Origin of the sequence: Paraburkholderia tagetis, from assembly GCF_022213065.1 — a bacterium.
GTDB classification, from domain to species: Bacteria; Pseudomonadota; Gammaproteobacteria; order Burkholderiales; family Burkholderiaceae; genus Paraburkholderia; species Paraburkholderia tagetis.
The window spans coordinates 24,033-40,343 of sequence record NZ_JAKLJA010000028.1 but is presented as its reverse complement, the minus strand read 5'-3'; the positions used below and the strand labels follow the sequence as shown (position 1 = coordinate 40,343).

16 protein-coding genes are annotated in these 16,311 nt (G+C 65.2%); 8 read left to right on the top strand and 8 right to left on the bottom strand.

Annotated features, from left to right (window positions below):
- Positions 1-133 precede the first annotated feature (133 nt).
- Positions 134-1,885: an IlvD/Edd family dehydratase gene (locus tag L5014_RS26375; protein WP_238466745.1), complete on the bottom strand. Its 1,752-nt coding sequence runs from the start codon at positions 1,883-1,885 to the stop codon at positions 134-136.
- 141 nt (positions 1,886-2,026) lie between these two features.
- Between L5014_RS26375 and L5014_RS26370 the strand changes: the two genes are divergently transcribed.
- Positions 2,027-3,034, top strand: a complete 1,008-nt coding sequence (locus L5014_RS26370; RefSeq protein ID WP_238466744.1) for a LysR substrate-binding domain-containing protein — start codon at positions 2,027-2,029, stop codon at positions 3,032-3,034.
- A 401-nt stretch (positions 3,035-3,435) separates the two neighbouring features.
- Here L5014_RS26370 and L5014_RS26365 read toward each other — a convergent pair whose 3' ends face one another.
- Positions 3,436-3,870 (bottom strand): hypothetical protein, encoded by a 435-nt coding sequence (locus L5014_RS26365; protein ID WP_238466743.1) that lies wholly within the window; start codon positions 3,868-3,870, stop codon positions 3,436-3,438.
- Between L5014_RS26365 and L5014_RS26360 the strand changes: the two genes are divergently transcribed.
- The 3 genes from L5014_RS26360 (at position 3,869) to L5014_RS26350 (ending at position 6,900) form a co-directional block, all read left to right on the top strand.
- A complete protein-coding gene (locus L5014_RS26360) occupies positions 3,869-5,017 on the top strand; it encodes a branched-chain amino acid ABC transporter substrate-binding protein (protein ID WP_238466742.1) in 1,149 nt (382 codons plus the stop codon). The two genes, L5014_RS26365 and L5014_RS26360, sit on opposite strands and share 2 nt — an antisense overlap.
- A gap of 116 nt (positions 5,018-5,133) precedes the next feature.
- Positions 5,134-5,532 (top strand): FKBP-type peptidyl-prolyl cis-trans isomerase, encoded by a 399-nt coding sequence (locus L5014_RS26355; RefSeq protein ID WP_238466741.1) that lies wholly within the window; start codon positions 5,134-5,136, stop codon positions 5,530-5,532.
- 78 nt (positions 5,533-5,610) lie between these two features.
- Positions 5,611-6,900, top strand: coding sequence for a tyrosine-type recombinase/integrase (locus tag L5014_RS26350; RefSeq protein ID WP_238466740.1), 1,290 nt, complete (start codon positions 5,611-5,613; stop codon positions 6,898-6,900).
- A 262-nt stretch (positions 6,901-7,162) separates the two neighbouring features.
- Here the strand turns inward: L5014_RS26350 and L5014_RS26345 are convergent, their stop codons facing one another.
- The 3 genes from L5014_RS26345 to L5014_RS26335 all read right to left on the bottom strand — a co-directional run bounded on the left by L5014_RS26345 (position 7,163) and on the right by L5014_RS26335 (position 10,264).
- A complete protein-coding gene (locus tag L5014_RS26345) occupies positions 7,163-7,420 on the bottom strand; it encodes a hypothetical protein (RefSeq protein WP_238466739.1) in 258 nt (85 codons plus the stop codon).
- Between the two features lie 81 nt (positions 7,421-7,501).
- On the bottom strand, positions 7,502-9,466 hold the full coding sequence (locus L5014_RS26340; RefSeq protein ID WP_420800144.1) for an AI-2E family transporter: 1,965 nt from the start codon (positions 9,464-9,466) through the stop codon (positions 7,502-7,504).
- 159 nt (positions 9,467-9,625) lie between these two features.
- Positions 9,626-10,264, bottom strand: a complete 639-nt coding sequence (locus tag L5014_RS26335; protein ID WP_238466737.1) for an MlaC/ttg2D family ABC transporter substrate-binding protein — start codon at positions 10,262-10,264, stop codon at positions 9,626-9,628.
- A gap of 368 nt (positions 10,265-10,632) precedes the next feature.
- On the opposite strand from L5014_RS26335, the gene L5014_RS26330 reads away from it, so the two are divergent.
- The 4 genes from L5014_RS26330 to L5014_RS26315 all read left to right on the top strand — a co-directional run bounded on the left by L5014_RS26330 (position 10,633) and on the right by L5014_RS26315 (position 15,184).
- A complete protein-coding gene (locus tag L5014_RS26330; RefSeq protein WP_238466736.1) occupies positions 10,633-11,790 on the top strand; it encodes an HPP family protein in 1,158 nt (385 codons plus the stop codon).
- Positions 11,791-11,932: 142 nt separating this feature from the next.
- A complete protein-coding gene (locus L5014_RS26325) occupies positions 11,933-12,346 on the top strand; it encodes a MarR family winged helix-turn-helix transcriptional regulator (protein ID WP_238466735.1) in 414 nt (137 codons plus the stop codon).
- A 5-nt stretch (positions 12,347-12,351) separates the two neighbouring features.
- The gene (locus L5014_RS26320) at positions 12,352-14,154 is read left to right on the top strand and encodes a chloride channel protein (protein ID WP_238466799.1); all 1,803 of its coding nucleotides are present in this window, start codon (positions 12,352-12,354) and stop codon (positions 14,152-14,154) included.
- Between the two features lie 445 nt (positions 14,155-14,599).
- A complete protein-coding gene (locus tag L5014_RS26315; RefSeq protein WP_238466734.1) occupies positions 14,600-15,184 on the top strand; it encodes an ANTAR domain-containing response regulator in 585 nt (194 codons plus the stop codon).
- 49 nt (positions 15,185-15,233) lie between these two features.
- Here the strand turns inward: L5014_RS26315 and L5014_RS26310 are convergent, their stop codons facing one another.
- From L5014_RS26310 to L5014_RS26300, 3 genes are all read right to left on the bottom strand, one after another.
- A complete protein-coding gene (locus tag L5014_RS26310) occupies positions 15,234-15,635 on the bottom strand; it encodes a type II toxin-antitoxin system VapC family toxin (RefSeq protein ID WP_238466733.1) in 402 nt (133 codons plus the stop codon).
- Entirely contained in the window at positions 15,635-15,871 is a 237-nt protein-coding gene (locus L5014_RS26305; protein ID WP_238466798.1) for an antitoxin, read from the bottom strand. Before L5014_RS26305 ends, L5014_RS26310 begins: the two co-directional genes overlap by 1 nt.
- Before the next feature lie 115 nt (positions 15,872-15,986).
- On the bottom strand, positions 15,987-16,280 hold the full coding sequence (locus L5014_RS26300) for an antibiotic biosynthesis monooxygenase family protein (protein ID WP_238466732.1): 294 nt from the start codon (positions 16,278-16,280) through the stop codon (positions 15,987-15,989).
- Positions 16,281-16,311: the final 31 nt, after the last annotated feature.

Sequence of the window (16,311 nt, the reverse complement as noted above, 5' to 3'; positions counted from 1 at the left end):
GCCAGAAAGAGTGCATGGGGCCACGCGTTCACTGCGCCCTCATAGTGCGCTCAAACCGCTCTCTCGCCGCCCGAGCGGGCCTCGGTCGCGACGGGTTCAAGCGCGTGCGGATTCGTCATCGTTTCGTCTCACATCAGTGCGAGTGGCGCGGCACGGCGGCGCCGCGCTGGCCCACGAGAAAGTCGAGGTCGCAGCCTTCGTCGGCCTGCAAGACGTGATCGACATAAAGGCGCGCGTAGCCGCCCTTGCCCAGTTGCTCCGCCACGCCGGGCGCCGCCGCCGGATCGACGTCGCTCAGGCGGCGCTTCAATTCTTCTTCGCTGATGTCCAGATGCAGCCGGCCCGCCTCGCAGTCGAGCTCGATCCAGTCGCCGTTGCGCACCGCCGCGAGCGGCCCGCCCGCCGCCGCTTCGGGCGCCACGTGCAGCACCACCGTGCCGTAGGCCGTGCCGCTCATGCGCGCGTCCGAGATGCGCACCATGTCCTTCACGCCCTGGCGCAGGAGCTTGGGCGGCAGGCCCATGTTGCCGACCTCGGCCATGCCCGGATAGCCGCGCGGGCCGCAGTTCTTCATCACGAGCACCGAGTCCTTGTCGACATCGAGCGACTCGTCGGCAATCGTCGCCTTGTAGTGGTCGAAGTTCTCGAACACCACCGCACGGCCGCGATGCTTGAGCAATTCGGGCGTGGCCGCCGAGGGCTTGAGCACCGCGCCGCGCGGCGCGAGATTGCCGCGCAGGATGCAGATGCCGCCATCGTCGATCAACGGCTTGTCGAGCGGACGGATCACCTCGTCGTTGTAACTGGGCGCCGCGCGCACGTTGTCCCAGAGCGACTTGCCGTTGACCGTGAGCGCATTGGGATGCGGCAGCAAATTCGCCTCGCCCAGGCGCCGCAGCACGGCGGGCAGGCCACCCGCGTAATAAAACTCCTCCATCAAAAAGCGGCCCGAAGGCTGCAGATCGACGATGGTGGGAGTGTTGCGGCCGATGCGCATCCAGTCTTCGAGTTCGAGCGGCACGCCGATGCGCCCCGCAATCGCCTTCAGGTGAATCACGGCATTGGTCGAGCCGCCAATGGCCGCGTTGGCGCGAATCGCGTTCTCGAACGCCGCGCGCGTGAGCACCTTCGAGAGCGTGAGGTCCTCCAGCGCCATCTGCACGATGCGGATGCCCGACATGTGCGCGAGCACGTAGCGGCGCGCGTCGACGGCAGGAATGGCCGCGTTGTGCGGCAGCGAGACGCCCAGCGCCTCGGCCATGCAAGCCATCGTCGAGGCCGTGCCCATGGTGTTGCAGGTGCCCGCCGAGCGCGACATGCCCGCCTCGGCCGAGAGGAAGTGATGCAGGTCGATCTCGCCCGCCTTGAGCGATTCGTGCAGGCGCCACACCGCCGTGCCCGAGCCGATGTCCTTGCCTTCGAGCTTGCCGTTGAGCATCGGGCCGCCCGTCACGACGATGGCGGGCACATCGCAGCTTGCCGCGCCCATCAAGAGCGCGGGCGTGGTCTTGTCGCAGCCGCACAGCAGCACCACGGCGTCGATGGGATTGCCGCGAATGGCCTCTTCCACGTCCATCGACGCGAGATTGCGCGTGAGCATCGCCGAGGGGCGCAGGTTCGATTCGCCGTTCGAAAAAACCGGGAACTCCACCGGAAAACCGCCCGCCTCATAAATGCCGCGCTTCACGTGCTCGGCGAGCTTGCGAAAGTGCGCGTTGCAAGGCGTCAGTTCGGACCACGTATTACAGATGCCGATGATGGGACGACCGTCGAATTCGTGATCGGGAATGCCCTGATTCTTCATCCAGCTCCGGTACATGAAGCCATTCTTGTCAGTGGTGCCGAACCACTGTTGGGAGCGCAGTTTGGGTTTCGTTGCCGACATCGCCTGGGTCTTGTATGGGATAACGTTCGGCTTAGTCTAGGGAGAAGTCTGATAACCTTCTAATGAAATATCGGACGCTTTCGATATCGAAATCGGCATTGGTATAAACACCAAGAACTATCTGGGACAGACAGGCGAAACATGCTCGATTCGAGCCCTTGGTATGTGCGCACGCGGCTCAAGACGCGTCAGTTGCTGCTGGTCGTCGCGCTTGCGGAGGAAGGCAATATTCACCGCGCGGCGGCGGCGCTGAACATGACGCAGCCCGCGGCCTCGAAGCTCCTGCGCGAGCTGGAGGAGATGCTGGGCGCGGTACTGTTCGAACGCATGCCGCGCGGCATGCGGCCCACGCTCTACGGCGACGCGCTGATCCGCCACGCGCGCGCCGTGCTCGGCAGTCTCGACCAGGCACAGGAGGAACTTGCCGCGCTAAAGGCGGGGCGCCTCGGTCACGTGGCGGTGGGCGCGATCACCTCCCCGGGCGTGCGCGTGCTGCCCGCTGCCGTGGCAGCGGTCAAGCGCATGCATGCGAACATGCGCGTCTCGGTGGAAATCGACGCGAGCAACGTGCTGCTCGAACATCTCGCGCAGGAAAAACTCGACGTGGTGCTCGGGCGGCTTTCCGCCGAGCACGACAAGCTGCAATTGCGTTATGAGCCGCTCACGGGCGAGCCGGTGTGCGCCGTGGTGCGGCCCGGGCATCCGCTGCTGAAGGCGGCGCAAGCGCCTTTGCGGGAAGACGCGCCGAAAGCGGCGCGCGAGCCCGCCCATGCGCCGCTCGCGCTCGCCGACGTGGCGCGCGCCACGTGGGTCGTGCCGCCCGTGGGCAGCGTGCTGCGCCATCGCTTCGAGCTGATGTTCCAGCGCGCGAGCCTCGCGCCGCCCTCGAACGTGGTGGAGACGCCCGCGCTGCTGTTCATTACGCGTGTGCTGGAGCAAAGCGACATGATCGCCGTGCTCACCGAGGACGTGGCGCACTATTACGCGGCGCACGGCATGGTCGCGGTGCTGCCGCTGCCGATGGATTGCCAGATGGATGACTTCGGTATCATCACGCGCGCCGATCGCCTGCTGTCGCCTGCGGCGCAAATCATGATCGAGGCGCTGCGCGCGGTGAGCGTGGAAATTTATGGCGTGTGTGCCACTTAGGTCTGTTTACTATTTTCGTGCCTGGTTTTTTCGCGTTTCCTTGTGTTCGCGGTGGTCTATTAGCGTTGCCCCTGTGCGGGGCGGCACCTACTTTTCTTTGCAGCCGCAAAGAAAAGTAGGCAAAAGAAAGCGGCTCAAACCGCCAGTGTGACGCCGTCCACCACTTGCCTGTGATCGAAGTGGTTCCGGGGCATCCGTCACCTCGCGCCTTCAAACATAGTGACAAAGGGCCCGCACATCCCGCTGCTCGCTGCGCGCGCAGCGGTCGGGTATGCAAGGGAAACCCAGCGTGCTGCCTGGGCACTCGACTGCGCATGCACTGCGTCAATGCACAGGCATCCTGATTGTTTGGAGTTATGCCCCACGGCGCGCGTAGCGCCGCCGGAGGTATGAGCCCTTAGTCACTCTGTTATACGGCGCGTGATGACAGACGCTCCGGAACCGCTCCGATTAACGGCAAGAGGTGTACTGCGTCGCACTGGCGGTTTGAGCGGCTTTCTTTTGCCTACTTTTCTTTGCCGCGGCAAAGAAAAGTAGGTGCCGCCCCGCACAGGGGCAACGCTAATAGACCGACACGAAAACAAGGAAACGCGAAAACGCAAAAACAGCCCCACCCCAAAATGAAAGGAAAAAAGAAATAACAAGTAATAAATTTGATGGCTCGCCGTATTTGCCCTAATTGCTTCGATTTGGTCTGCTGTGCCGAAATGCGCATAGGAATCGTCGCGAAAGTTCAAGACGGCGCGATATTGGCTTTCTATAGTCGCTTTCGGCGCTTCGCTACGGCGATTCTCATTCGCAGCGGTCCGCTCGACACCATCAAAGGAAAACAACATGCGCTTTGCGAAGACTCTCACCCCTGTCGCTGTTGCAGTTGGAGCACTTCTCGCTGTTGCACCGCTCGCCTCTCGCGCGGATACCGTCGTCAAGATCGGCTTTGCCGCCCCGCTCACCGGACCCAACGCCAATTACGGCAAGGATCTGGAGAATGGCGTCAAAATGGCTCTCGACGACGCCAAGGCACAAGGCGTCAAGATCAACGGCGAACCCGTCTCGTTCCAGCTTGTCGCTGAAGACGATCAGGCCGACCCGCGCGTCGGCGTGCAAGTCGCGCAAAAACTCGTGGACGAAGGCGTATCGGTGGTGGTCGGCCACTTCAATTCGGGCACGACCATCCCCGCTTCCGATCTCTACGAAAAAGCGGGCCTGCCCGACATCGATCCGGCCGCCACGAACCCGGTCATCAGCGGCCGCGGCTTCAAGAACGTCTTCATGGTGATTTCGAGCGACGCGCAAAACGCGGGCACCGCGGGCGCCTATGCGGTCACGACGACGAAGGCCAAGCGCATCGCCGTTATCGACGACCGCACGGCGTTCGGCCAGGGCGAAGCCGATGAATTCGTGAAGGCGGTCAAAGCGCACGGCGGCGACATCATCGACCGCGAGTACACGACAAACCAGGCGACGGACTTCAAGACGCAGCTCACGACCATCAAGAGCAAGAACCCCGATCTGATTTTCGTGGGCGCCCTCAATCCGCAGGCCGCCGGCATCATGAAGCAGATGAGCCAGCTCGGCATCAAGGCGCAGTACGTGGGCGGCGGCGGCGTGAAGGACGTCGACTTCATCAAGCTCGCGGGCAATGTGTCCGAAGGCGCCATGGCATGGGAATACGGTCGGCCGCTCGACAGCACGCCGGTAGGCGCGAAGTTCGCCGAACGCTTCAAGCAAAAGTACGGCGAGGACGTGCTCTCCTACGCACCGTTCGGCTATGACGCGGCATGGGCTGCCATCAAGGCGATGCAGGCAGCCAATTCGACGAAGCCCGCCGACTATCGCGCGAAGCTGCAAAGCATCAGCTTTGACGGCATCACCGGCCATATCGAGTTCAACGCGAATGGCTCGCTGAAGAACGGTTCGTCCACCGTCTATCAGGTGAAGAACGGCCAGTGGGTGACGGTCAAGACGGTCAGCGGTCTCTGATCGTTCATGCGGGCGCGCGGTTTGCGCCCGCTTCGTTTGCCCTGCCTCATCCGCGATGATCCGGGTTCGAGCGAGGCTCCCGATATAATCGGTGCGCCATTCAACGAGGACATCGCATGAAATCACTGATTGCCGTACTTGCCACCGCCGCCATCGCATCGACGGCGTTCGCCGCCAGCAACGTCGAGAAGCTGCCTTCGGGCGTCGTGGTCGAGCACATCAAACAAGGCACCGGTGCGCAACCGACCGCCAACGACGTCGTGCGCGTGAGCTATCGCGGCACGCTTGCCAACGGCACCGAATTCGACAGCTCCGATAAACACGGCGGCCCGGCATCCTTTCCGCTTGGCCGAGTGATCCCGTGCTGGACGCAAGGGTTGCAGACGATGAAAGTCGGCGGCAAGGCAAAGCTGACCTGCCCGGCGGCAACCGCTTATGGCGATCGCGCTGTTGGCCCGATTCCGCCCAACAGCGACCTCACGTTCGAAGTCGAACTGATCGGCATTGGCAAGTAATTGAATGCTGAACGCGCCTGACCGCGGTTGCTTGCTGCCTGGCAAGGACCGCGGCGGCGTCAGCACCAGCGCATCGCGATGCAAACCGCCCTTCTCGCTCCGCGCCCGCTAGACGCGCTAGACGCGCTCGACCTGCCCGCCGATCTCGACGGCCGCGATGGCGCGAACCGCGCGAACGCCCGCATGCAGATCGCGGCGACCAACGACCTCGACGCCATCCGCGCGTGGCTCGCGCGCGTCGCGGACTCGAAGGCGACCTTCGAGACCTATCGCAAGGAAGCGGAGCGGCTTCTCCTCTGGTCGATCGTGCAGCTCGGCAAGCCGCTTTCGTCGCTCACGCATGAGGATTTGCTTGCGTATCAGCACTTTCTCGCCGATCCCCAGCCCGCGGCGCGCTGGGTCGCGGGCGGCGGGCGCAAGCACGCACGCGACGACCCGCGCTGGCGCCCTTTCTACGGCCCGCTCTCCGCGGCAAGCCAGCGTCAGGCGATGGTGATCCTCAACGCGCTGTTCTCATGGCTCGTGAGCGCGGGCTATCTCGCGGGCAATCCGCTGTCGCTCTCGCGTCAGCGCTCGCGCCGCGCGCCGCCGCGCATCACGCGCTACCTCGAACGCGAGCTTTGGGACGACGTGAAGGCCTACGTCGAGAGCCTGCCGCGCGAGAGCGAGCGGCAACGCGAACGCCACTCGCGCGCACGCTGGCTCCTCACGCTGCTTTATCTGGGCGGCCTGCGCATCTCCGAAGTCGGCACGAACACGATGGGCGACTTCTTCGCGCGCCGCGACGCACAAGGTGCGCAGCGCTGGTGGCTGGACGTGCTCGGCAAGGGCGAGAAGCGGCGGCTCGTGCCCGCCAGCGCCGAGATGATGGCGGAACTCGCGCGCTACCGCCGCGACCGCGGCCTGGCCGCGCTACCCGCGCCGCACGAAACCACGCCGCTCGTGCTGCCGCTCGGCAAGTCGACAAAGCCGCTCACGCGCGCGGCGCTGCATACCATCATCAAGGGGATCTTCGCGGGGGCGGCGCAACGTCTGCGCGAGGTGGCCGCACGTGAAGCAGAGGTGGTCGCGGGCGCCGGGGCGGAACACGCGGCACGAGGCGCAACGCCGGCGCAGACAGAAGCGGCAGCGGAAGCCGCAGCAGCCCGAGCCGCCGCAAACGCGGCGCGCGCGGCGCGGCTCGAAAGCGCGTCGGCGCACTGGCTGCGGCACAGCGCGGGCTCGCACATGGCCGACGGCGACGTCGATCTACGGCTCGTGCGCGACAACCTCGGCCATGCCTCGCTCAGCACGACGAGCCTTTACCTGCACAGCGACGACGATCATCGTCATCGCGAAACCGAAGAGAAGCACCGCATCGACTGGTGAACCCGCCGCGCATCGCCAGGGTTGCAGAGAAACGGGTTTATCCGCATACAGCGCGGCGCGGCAATCGCCGTCAATCAGATCATGGCGCAACGCAGCGGGCCAAATGACTTGCCGGCCTGCACGTGGAGCGCCATACCCTGTCCCCGTTCATTCTGGGACCATGCAGAGTCAAAGTTATGAGCGCCGGCGGGCAACTGTCGGCGCATTTTTTTGCGCGAATTTGTGTGCGCCCCGGGGCCATCGATAGTTTTCAACGCGGACCTCAATGCGCGTCGAAGCCGCCCATGTCCTCTTGCGCGAAGTACACAGGCTCGAAGTACACGGGCTCGACGCGGCCGAGCGCATCGAGCAGCGAGCGGCCCGCCACCGTGAGCGACGGCAGATGGCGGCCTTCGTCGCGCCGTTCGAGCGCGACAAGCTGGCGTTCAAGCAAGATGTCGAGTTCGTGGCGGTCCATGTCGATCTGCTCCGGCGCGTGGCGGATCAGCATCAGCGTTGCAAACTCGTGAGGGCTCAGCACTTCATGTCTCCTGGCAATGCCACAACCAGAGGGGCATAGGGCTGCATATCTTCGTGCCTCAATGTGACGCCAGCATGACTGTCACATTCCCAGATTCGCCGGCTTGTGCTCGAGCGCTTCTGGCCTGGCTTCGGGCCTGGTCATAAGCGCCGCGCCGCACTCATCCACGAGGTCGCGCAGCGTGGCGGCGAGGTGCGTAAGCGCATCGTCGGCGATGCTCAGGCCCTCTTCGCGCCGCACCGCGCGCACGCCCACGACAATCGGCACGGCGGGCGCACGCTCGCGCAAGCGCCGCACGAGGTTGCGCAGATACGGCGGCGACTCGGCCGTGTCCAGCGACACCACGCAGATCGCATGTGTCGATAGCGCGTCCACCATTCCCGCGCGCGTGTTGCGCACCTCCTCGTAGGTCGTCGCCGTGCAGGGAATGCCGGCGCGCGCGAGCAGTTGGCAGACGATCGCCACCACCACTTCGTCGAAGGTGCCGCGTCCCGGCACGCACAGCACGGCGCGGCCATCGCGGGGAATCGCCAGCGCCGCCTCGTCGCCGCCTTCGGCGGACTTGCGCTTGCTCTCGCCTTCGCTGCTGGCGAGATGGCGCGAGTCGTCCACCGATTCCAGGTCTTCGACGATATCGAGCAGCGCCTGATTGATGCGCGCGAGCTGCTCGGCGGGCAGCACGCCGCGCAGCACGTCGTTACGCGCGAAACGCAGGCCCTCGAACACCACCTGCTCGTAATAGTCGATCAGCGGCATCTCCGTGAGCAGGCGGTCGGCTTGCAGCAGCGCCTCGTGCGGGTCGTCGGCGAGCAGGCGCTGGTAGCAGGTCTGCGCGGGCGTGAGCGCCGGCTGGTCGCCGAGCAGGATGGTCAGAAAGTTCAGGCGGTCCACGTAGCGGCCGAGCGTGACGATGCACAGCGTGAGCGGCGTGGACAGCACGAGCCCGACCGGCCCCCAGAGCCAGGCCCAGAAGATCGCCGCCACCACCACCGCGAGCGGCGAAAGGCCCGCGCGGCGGCCATAGAGCATCGGCTCGGCGAACTGCCCCGCCACCACGTCGACGACGATGAAGAAGATCAGCGTCGACACCCCCATGGTCCACTGCGGCTGGATGGCGGCGCCCACCAATGTCGCCAGGATCGCGGCGATCCAGATGCCGATGTAGGGCACGAAGCGCAGGAGCGCCGCGAGCGCCCCGAACAGCAGCGCGCCCGGCACGCCGATGCCCGCAAGCCCGACGGCGATCACGCAGCCCACCGAAACGTTCACGCCCAGTTGCGCGACGAAGTAGCGCGAGAGCCGCTCGGAGGCGTCGTTGATGGCCGTGGTGGTGCGGTGCAGGTCGTCGGAGCCGAACACGCTAATGAGGCGATCGCGCAGGTCCTCGCGCTGCAGCAGGATGAAGATGGTCACCACGAGCACGATGAAACCGGTCTCGAGCGGCGCGATCGCTGGCGCGAACGCCTTGCGCGCAAGCTGGAGCGGCGTGGGCGCGGGCGTGTGGACCTCGACCGGCATCGGTTGCTGCGGCTGGTTGCGCGCGGCGCGCCCGCGCGGCTGCGGCGGCGCGGGCGGCGGCGTGGGCGTGATGCGCTGAAGCTCGGTGGCGGCGCGCGACATCAGCGAGTCGGCGCGGCCCACGGTCTTTTCCTGCACCGTTTTCGCCTTCTCCATGATGGCTTCCTGATACTGCGGCAGGTCGGCGGCCAGTTGCACGACTTGCGCGGCGATCAGCGCGCCCACGCCCGCCAGCGCGAGCACGGTGGCAAGCACCGCGATCAGGATCGAGAGGAACTGCGGGATATGCAGCCGGCGCAGCGCGTTCACGAGCGGCGCGAGCAGGAAGCTCAGCAGCACCGAGAGCGTGATCGGCACGAGCATCGGGCGCCCGAAGTAGAGGCCGCACACCACCAGCCCCCCGGTGACGAGCGCGGCAAGCGTGTGCAGCGTGGGCGTGCTCGACGCGAAGACGCGGTTGCGGCGGCTCGACGGCAGTCCGTTCGGCGAGTCGGAGTATGGCCTCTCAGGCGGGCTCTGGAAATTCATGTCGAAGCGTTGGCTGGTCGGGCGGTCGGGTGGGACGCGCATCGGGCGCGCCTGAATTCAGGGTAGTGCGTGCAGCGCGGATCAGGCTGAACGCGGGCAAGAAATAAAAGCCGGCGACGGGCGCGAGCGCCCGCGCTCAAGGCATTCAAGTCAAGGCGCTCAAGGCTTGCGTGCCTCCAGCTCCTGGTTGCGCGAGGTGAGGAACTGGACCAGCCCGTCCACGCCGGATTGCTGGATCTTCTCGTTGAACTGTGCGCGGTAGGTCTGGATCAGCCAGGCGCCCATCACGTTCAGGTCGTAGAGCCGCCAGCCCTGGGGCGTCTTGTACAAACGGTAGTCGATTTCCACGGGGTTGCCGCTCGTCTGCGCGAGTGCGCGCACAACCACGTCGGTGTCGCCTGGCGCGTTGCGCATGGGCGCGTATTCGATCTGCTGATCGGGCTTGAGCTGCGCGAGCGCGCCCGAGTAAAGGTGGATCAGCAGCAACTGAAACTGCCCGGCAATCTGTTGCTGCTGCGCGGGCGTGGCGGTGCGCCAGTGGCGGCCCATCGCGAGCTGCGTGGTGCGGTGGAAGTCGACATAGGGCAGGATGTCCCGGTCGACGATGTCGCGAATGCGCGCCATGTCGTCGGGCGCGATGGACCTGGTGCGCACTTCGTCCAGCACCTGCTGTGTGGCCGACTTGATGAGCGCCTGCGGGTCCGACTGATCGACGCCCTGCGCGAATGCGCTCGTGCCGAATACGAGCGACGCGCTGAACCACGCGAACAGCGCGCCCAGAAAAAAGAGCTTCTTCATGCGATTTTTTCGTCCGTGTCGATTGTTGGAATGCGGTGTTGCCGCGTCAACCGGCACCGGTCTAAAGGGTTGGCTCGCGCAAGTTAGCAAGACCAGGGACGCAGCACACGGGACGCTCGCCAGCGTAACCGAACGCGGCGCCGCACGGTGCCACGGGGGCGCCGAGTTACAAATGCGGGGGTTTTGTTACATCGAGGCGCTTTGAATGCGGGTCGCCGGCGATCCATCCCAAATTGCAAGTATCAGCGACAACGCGTCGCAACATATATCACATTGCGATACAATCGCGGTCTCAAAAAAATCCCGGGCGCTCCGGAGGGGACGCAGTTCTGCGTTTTGGTTCCGCACCTTTTATCGGCATTTCAACCGTGTCACGCTTCAGAATTCTTCGCTGGCTCACGCGTTTCGCTCCGTCTCCCGTTACCCTGCGCTGGCGCGAGCGCCTGCGCTCGGGCCTGGGCGCCCTGGTCGGCATTGCAGTTACTGGCGCCGTTTCGCATTTTCTGCTCGGTAACTCCTCGACTATCCCCTGGCTGATCGCCCCGATGGGCGCCTCCGCCGTGCTGCTGTTCGGCGTGCCGGCGAGCCCGCTTGCGCAGCCGTGGTCGATCATCGGCGGCAATCTCGTTTCCGCCACCGTGGGCGTGACCAGTGCGATGTTCATTCACGATCCGGTGGAGGCGGCCGCCGTCGCCATCGGCGTGGCGGTTTGCGCGATGTTCACGCTGCGCTGCGTGCATCCGCCTTCGGGCGCCGTGGCCCTCACCGCCGTGCTCGGCGGCCCCGCCGTGCACGGGCTCGGCTATGAGTTCGTGTTCGAGCCGGTCGCGCTGCAATCCTTCACGCTGCTCGTCTCCGCGCTTGTCTATCACACGGCTACCGGCCACCGCTATCCGCACGCGGCGCGGCCGCCCAAGGCCGTGCAGCCCGCGACCACGCCGGGCGGCTTCTCGCGCGCCGATCTCGAAGCCGTGCTGCGCGACCGCGACGAACTGCTCGACATCGACACCGACGACCTCGAAACCCTGCTGCGCGAAACCGAGATTCGCGCTTATGCGCGCAGCTTCGGCGAGCTCAATTGCGCCGATGTCATGACGCGCGACGTGGTCAGCATCACGCCGGCGACGACGGCAGGCGAAGCGCGCACGCTGCTCAAGCGGCACGACATCAAGGCGCTGCCGGTCGTGGATGCCCAGCGCCACGTGAAAGGCATCGTCACGCGCGCGGACCTCGCTGAGGAAGGCCTCGGCCGCCACCCGCTGCGCGCGCTGATGCATTCGCTGCGCAGCGGCCTCGCCGCGCATCCCGCCGACGGCGTGCACGTGAGCACGATCATGAGCACGCACGTTCGCACCATTTCCGGCGAAACCCCGATCGTGGAGCTGCTCGGCATTTTCGCGGGACGCGGCCACCACCACGTGCCCGTGGTGGACGGCGAGCGGCGCCTCGTGGGCATCGTCACGCAGGCGGATCTGATCTCGGGCCTGTACCGGCAAGCCCAGCCGCTACAGCGCCAGAGCGCCTGAGCCTCGCGCATTCCCGAGCGGGTTGCGCGTATTGCGCGTATTGCGCCTGTTGGGCATTACACGCCACACGCCGGAAAGGTCCGCCCGGAAATATCATATTGTGATATATTCGCATTTCGAATCGCACCAATTTGAATTCCCAATGAAGAACAACGCGCGCGGTCTGGCGAAGACCGATTTCGAGCAATTGTCCGAGTTCCGCTATCAGATGCGCCGCTTCGAGCGCTTCTCGGAACAGGCGGCTCAGGGCGAAGGCATCACGCCGCTGCAATATCTGCTGCTGCTGCACGTGAAGGGTTATCCGGGCCGCGCCTGGGCGACCATCGGCGAGATTGCCGAGCGCCTGCAGGCGCAGCATCACGGCGTGGTGGCGCTGGTCTCGCGCTGCGAGGCGCTCGACCTCGTCGAGCGGCGCGTGAGCGAGCGCGATCGACGCCAGGTGGAAGTGCATCTGCTCGATGGCGGCGAAAAGCTGCTTTCGCGCCTTGCCGAACTCCATCGCGCAGAGCTGCAGTCGCTCGACGGCACTTTCACCATTCCGCAAATCGATCTTTGACGACCATGCATCTCGACGATTCCCACAAGCGCGACTTTTCGGCCAACGCGCGTCTGCCCGGCATCAGCGCACTCGCTGCTGTCATCGGCGCGCTGGCCACACTCGCCGCGTTCGTGCTCCTGAGCCTCATCCACTGGTTCACGAACCTGTTCTTCTACGGCCGCTTCTCGTTCGCCGACCATTCGCCCGCGCTGAACACGCTCGGGCTCTGGGTCATTGCCGTGCCGGCGGTGGGCGGGCTGATCGTCGGGTTGATGGCGCGCTACGGCTCCGACAAGATCCGCGGCCACGGCATTCCGGAAGCCATCGAGGCCATCCTGTTCGGCAAGAGCAAGATGTCGCCGAAAGTGGCCGTGCTCAAGCCGCTGTCTTCGGGCATCGTGATCGGCAGCGGCGGACCGTTTGGCGCGGAAGGCCCGATCATCATGACGGGCGGCGCGATCGGCTCGCTGCTCGCGCAGTGCGTGCGGCTCACCTCCGCCGAGCGCAAGACGCTGCTCGTCGCCGGCGCCGCCGCGGGCATGACGGCCGTGTTCGGCACGCCCGTTGCCGCCGTGCTGCTCGCGGTCGAGCTGCTGCTGTTCGAATGGCGCCCGCGCAGCTTCCTGCCGGTCGCGCTCGCGTGCGCCGTGGCGGGCTTCGCGCGCGCCGCGTTCTTCGGCACCGAGCCGCTCTTCGCGATGCAGACGCCGACGCCGCATGCGCTCGCGCTGTTCTCGTGCGTGATCGCCGGGCTGCTCTCGGGCGCGCTGGCTTCGGGGCTTTCGGCAGCGCTCTACAAGGTCGAGGACCTGTTCGCGCACCTGCCGCTGCACTGGTCCTGGTGGCCCGCGATCGGCGGCCTCGTGGTGGGCATCGGCGGCTTCATCGAGCCGCGCGCGCTGGGCGTGGGCTACGACGTGATCGGCGACCTGCTCCATCAGCACATCGTTCTGCAAGTGGCCATCGCCATCCTCGTGGTGAAGGCCGTGATCTGGGTCGTGGCGCTCGGCTCGGGCACCTCGGGCGGCGTGCTCGCACCGCTGCTCATGCTGGGCGCGGGCCTCGGCTGCGTGCTGAGCCCCGTGCTGCCCGGCAGCGACCCCGCGCTCTGGCCGCTCGTGTGCATGGCGGCGACGCTCGGTGCCACGCTCGGCGCACCGCTTACGGCCATCGTGTTCGCCTTCGGCCTCACGCACGACGCCAACGCGCTCCTGCCGCTGCTCACGGCCACGCTGGTCGCGCACGGCTTCGCAACGGTCGTCATGAAGCGCTCGATCATGACCGAGAAGATCGCGCGGCGCGGCTATCACATCTATCGCGAGTACGGCGTGGATCCGCTCGAGCGCCATTATGTCGACGAAGTGATGACGCGCAACGTCGAGACGATCGACGCCACCGTGAGCGTGCGCGAGGCGCTTGCGCAATACTTCGGTCCGACGCAGAAGCGCCGCGCCTGGCCCGTGGTGCGCGACGGCGCCGTGCTTGGCATGGTGGACCGCGCGATGCTGGAAGCGGTGCGCGCGGGCGACGCCAGCGATGCGCTCGACCAGCCGCTCGGCGCACTGCTCGCGCTGCGCTCGCCGGACGTGGCGGTACCTGAGGAAACCTGCCGCCGGATCGCCGCGCGCCTGGCCGTGCATGGGCTCGAGCGTCTGCCGGTGGTGTCCGATCGCCAGTCGATGCGACTCGTCGGCATTGTCTCGAGCACCGACCTCGTGAAGGTCTCGCTTTCGCACTTCGAGGAAGAGACCAAGAAGGAGCGTTTCCGCCGCATCGGCATCGGCAGCAGCAAGCGACGCTTTCCGCCGGTTCGTAAAACGGGCTGATACACCGAGGGGGTGGGATTTCGATGCGCGCCGGCCATGCCGGCGCTTTTTTTTGCCGCTGCGTTTTTACCGCTGCGTTTTTGCCACCGCGTTGCTTGCTTCGAATGTCCTGGTGAGGGAGAGCCTCTTTTCTCCACCTCGCTCACTGTTTGAAGTTGTTTGGCGGGGCTGGCTGTTAGTTGCGAATTAGGCGACGGGCGCGAGCCGTGATTCCTGCATCGTTCAAATCCCGGCACTGCGCCAGTTGAGTGCGGCGCGCCGCGCAACGCACTTTCGCGGTGCACCACACCGTCGCCCATATCCCCTTTCCATGCAGCCGCCACAGTGCCAGCCTCATTTGCGTGCATCGCAACAACTGGCACATACCTTGCTGGAACTTGCTGGAATGTTGCACGTTCGACCGATCACCGTCGAAGTTCCCCCTACCGCCGATCACCGAAACACCATGCTCCGCGTCCTGCTCGTAACCGACACCGACAAGCCCATCGGCGATCTGCGCGAGGCGCTCGCACGTCTCGGCTACGCGATGCTCGTCGAGCCCGCGACGCCGCAAGCGCTGCATCGCGCCGTCGAGCGCGAGCAGCCCGACGTGATCATCATCGACACCGAATCGCCTTCGCGCGACACGCTCGAACAACTCGCCGCGATGAACGCCACGGCGCCGCGTCCCGTGCTGATGTTCAGCAACGACGCAAACCAGCAGCTCATTCGCTCGGCCGTGCATGCGGGCGTGACGGCGTATCTCGTCGAGGGCCTCGCGGGCGAGCGTATCGCGCCCATTCTCGAAGTCGCGCTCGCGCGCTTCGCCCAGGAAGCGCAATTGCGCGAGCGGCTCGCCCAGGCCGAGAACGAACTGGCCGAGCGCAAGCTGATCGATCGCGCGAAGCGCATCGTGATGGAGCAGCAGAAGATGTCCGAGCCGGCCGCTTACGCGACGCTGCGCAAGCGCGCCATGAATCAGAGCCTGAAGCTTGCCGAAGTTGCCCGGCAGATCGTCGCGGCATCCGGGACTGCGGAGCAACGCAAATGACTGGCGCCAACGCGCCGATGGACGGGTAGGGGATGCGCGGGTGCGGTGGCTACTCCTTGAGCCAGTTCTCCACTTTCACGCCCGGATAGTGGGCAAAATCGCGTTCGTTATTCGTTACCAGCGAAACTTCGAGCGCGACCGAATGCGCGGCGATCAGCTTGTCCAGATGATCCTTTTTGCGCTCCCGCGTCGCCTCCCTAATGGGTCCATACGCAACGGCGGCAGCGGCGTCAAATGGTACAACCGGTATGTCTTCGACGAGCGCGGCAAGATTGCGCTTCTCCCGTGCACGGCCAGCAGAAACGGCGACGCCATATTCGAGTTCGGCATAGGTGATTGCCGACATGACGACGTCGCCGACATAGCATTGCGCAAAACGCCGCGCCACCTGCTCCGGCTGATTTTTCATCAGATAGATGCACATATTCGTGTCGAGCATGAAACGCGGCATCACAGGTCCTCGCGATCAGCCTGCCCCTGCCCGCCACGCCCCTCCGCCATGAATTCGGGCCCGAATTTCGCGAATTTCTTGAGCACGCCACCCAGCGTCCGGCGTGCTGGGCGAATGCGAATTTCGTCCCCTACGCGCTCGATTTCAACCTCGATATCATTGCGCTCATAGGCAAGATCGGCAGGGATGCGAACCGCCTGCGAATTACCGTTCTTGAACACCCTGGTTGTGTGCATTTCCAGTTGCATGGGCGGGATCTATGGTGTTTGGAATATAGACAGTATCCACAGCGATGTAAATCCATGTATGTACATGGATCAAACCAGGGTGATTTCTGCGCTGGCCCGGCGCTTACTTCACCACCACCTGCGTATGCCCCACGACCGGCGGCTTCTCGAAGTACGGGCCCACGAGGCCGCGCCATGCCTGGAAATCAGCGGATTCGCGAAAGTGGACCATATGATCTTCCAGCGTGTCCCATTGCACGACGAGCACGTACTGGTTCGGCTCCTCCACGCTGCGCTGCAGTTCGACGCCGGTGCAACCGCGTGCGCGATGGAATAGCGGCAAGGCCTGCGCCACGGCTGCTTCGAATTCGGCGTTCTTGCCGGCCAGCACGGAGATGTGCGCCATTTCGTAGACCACGTTCTGCTCCTTTCTCTTCGTTTTTTGCGTT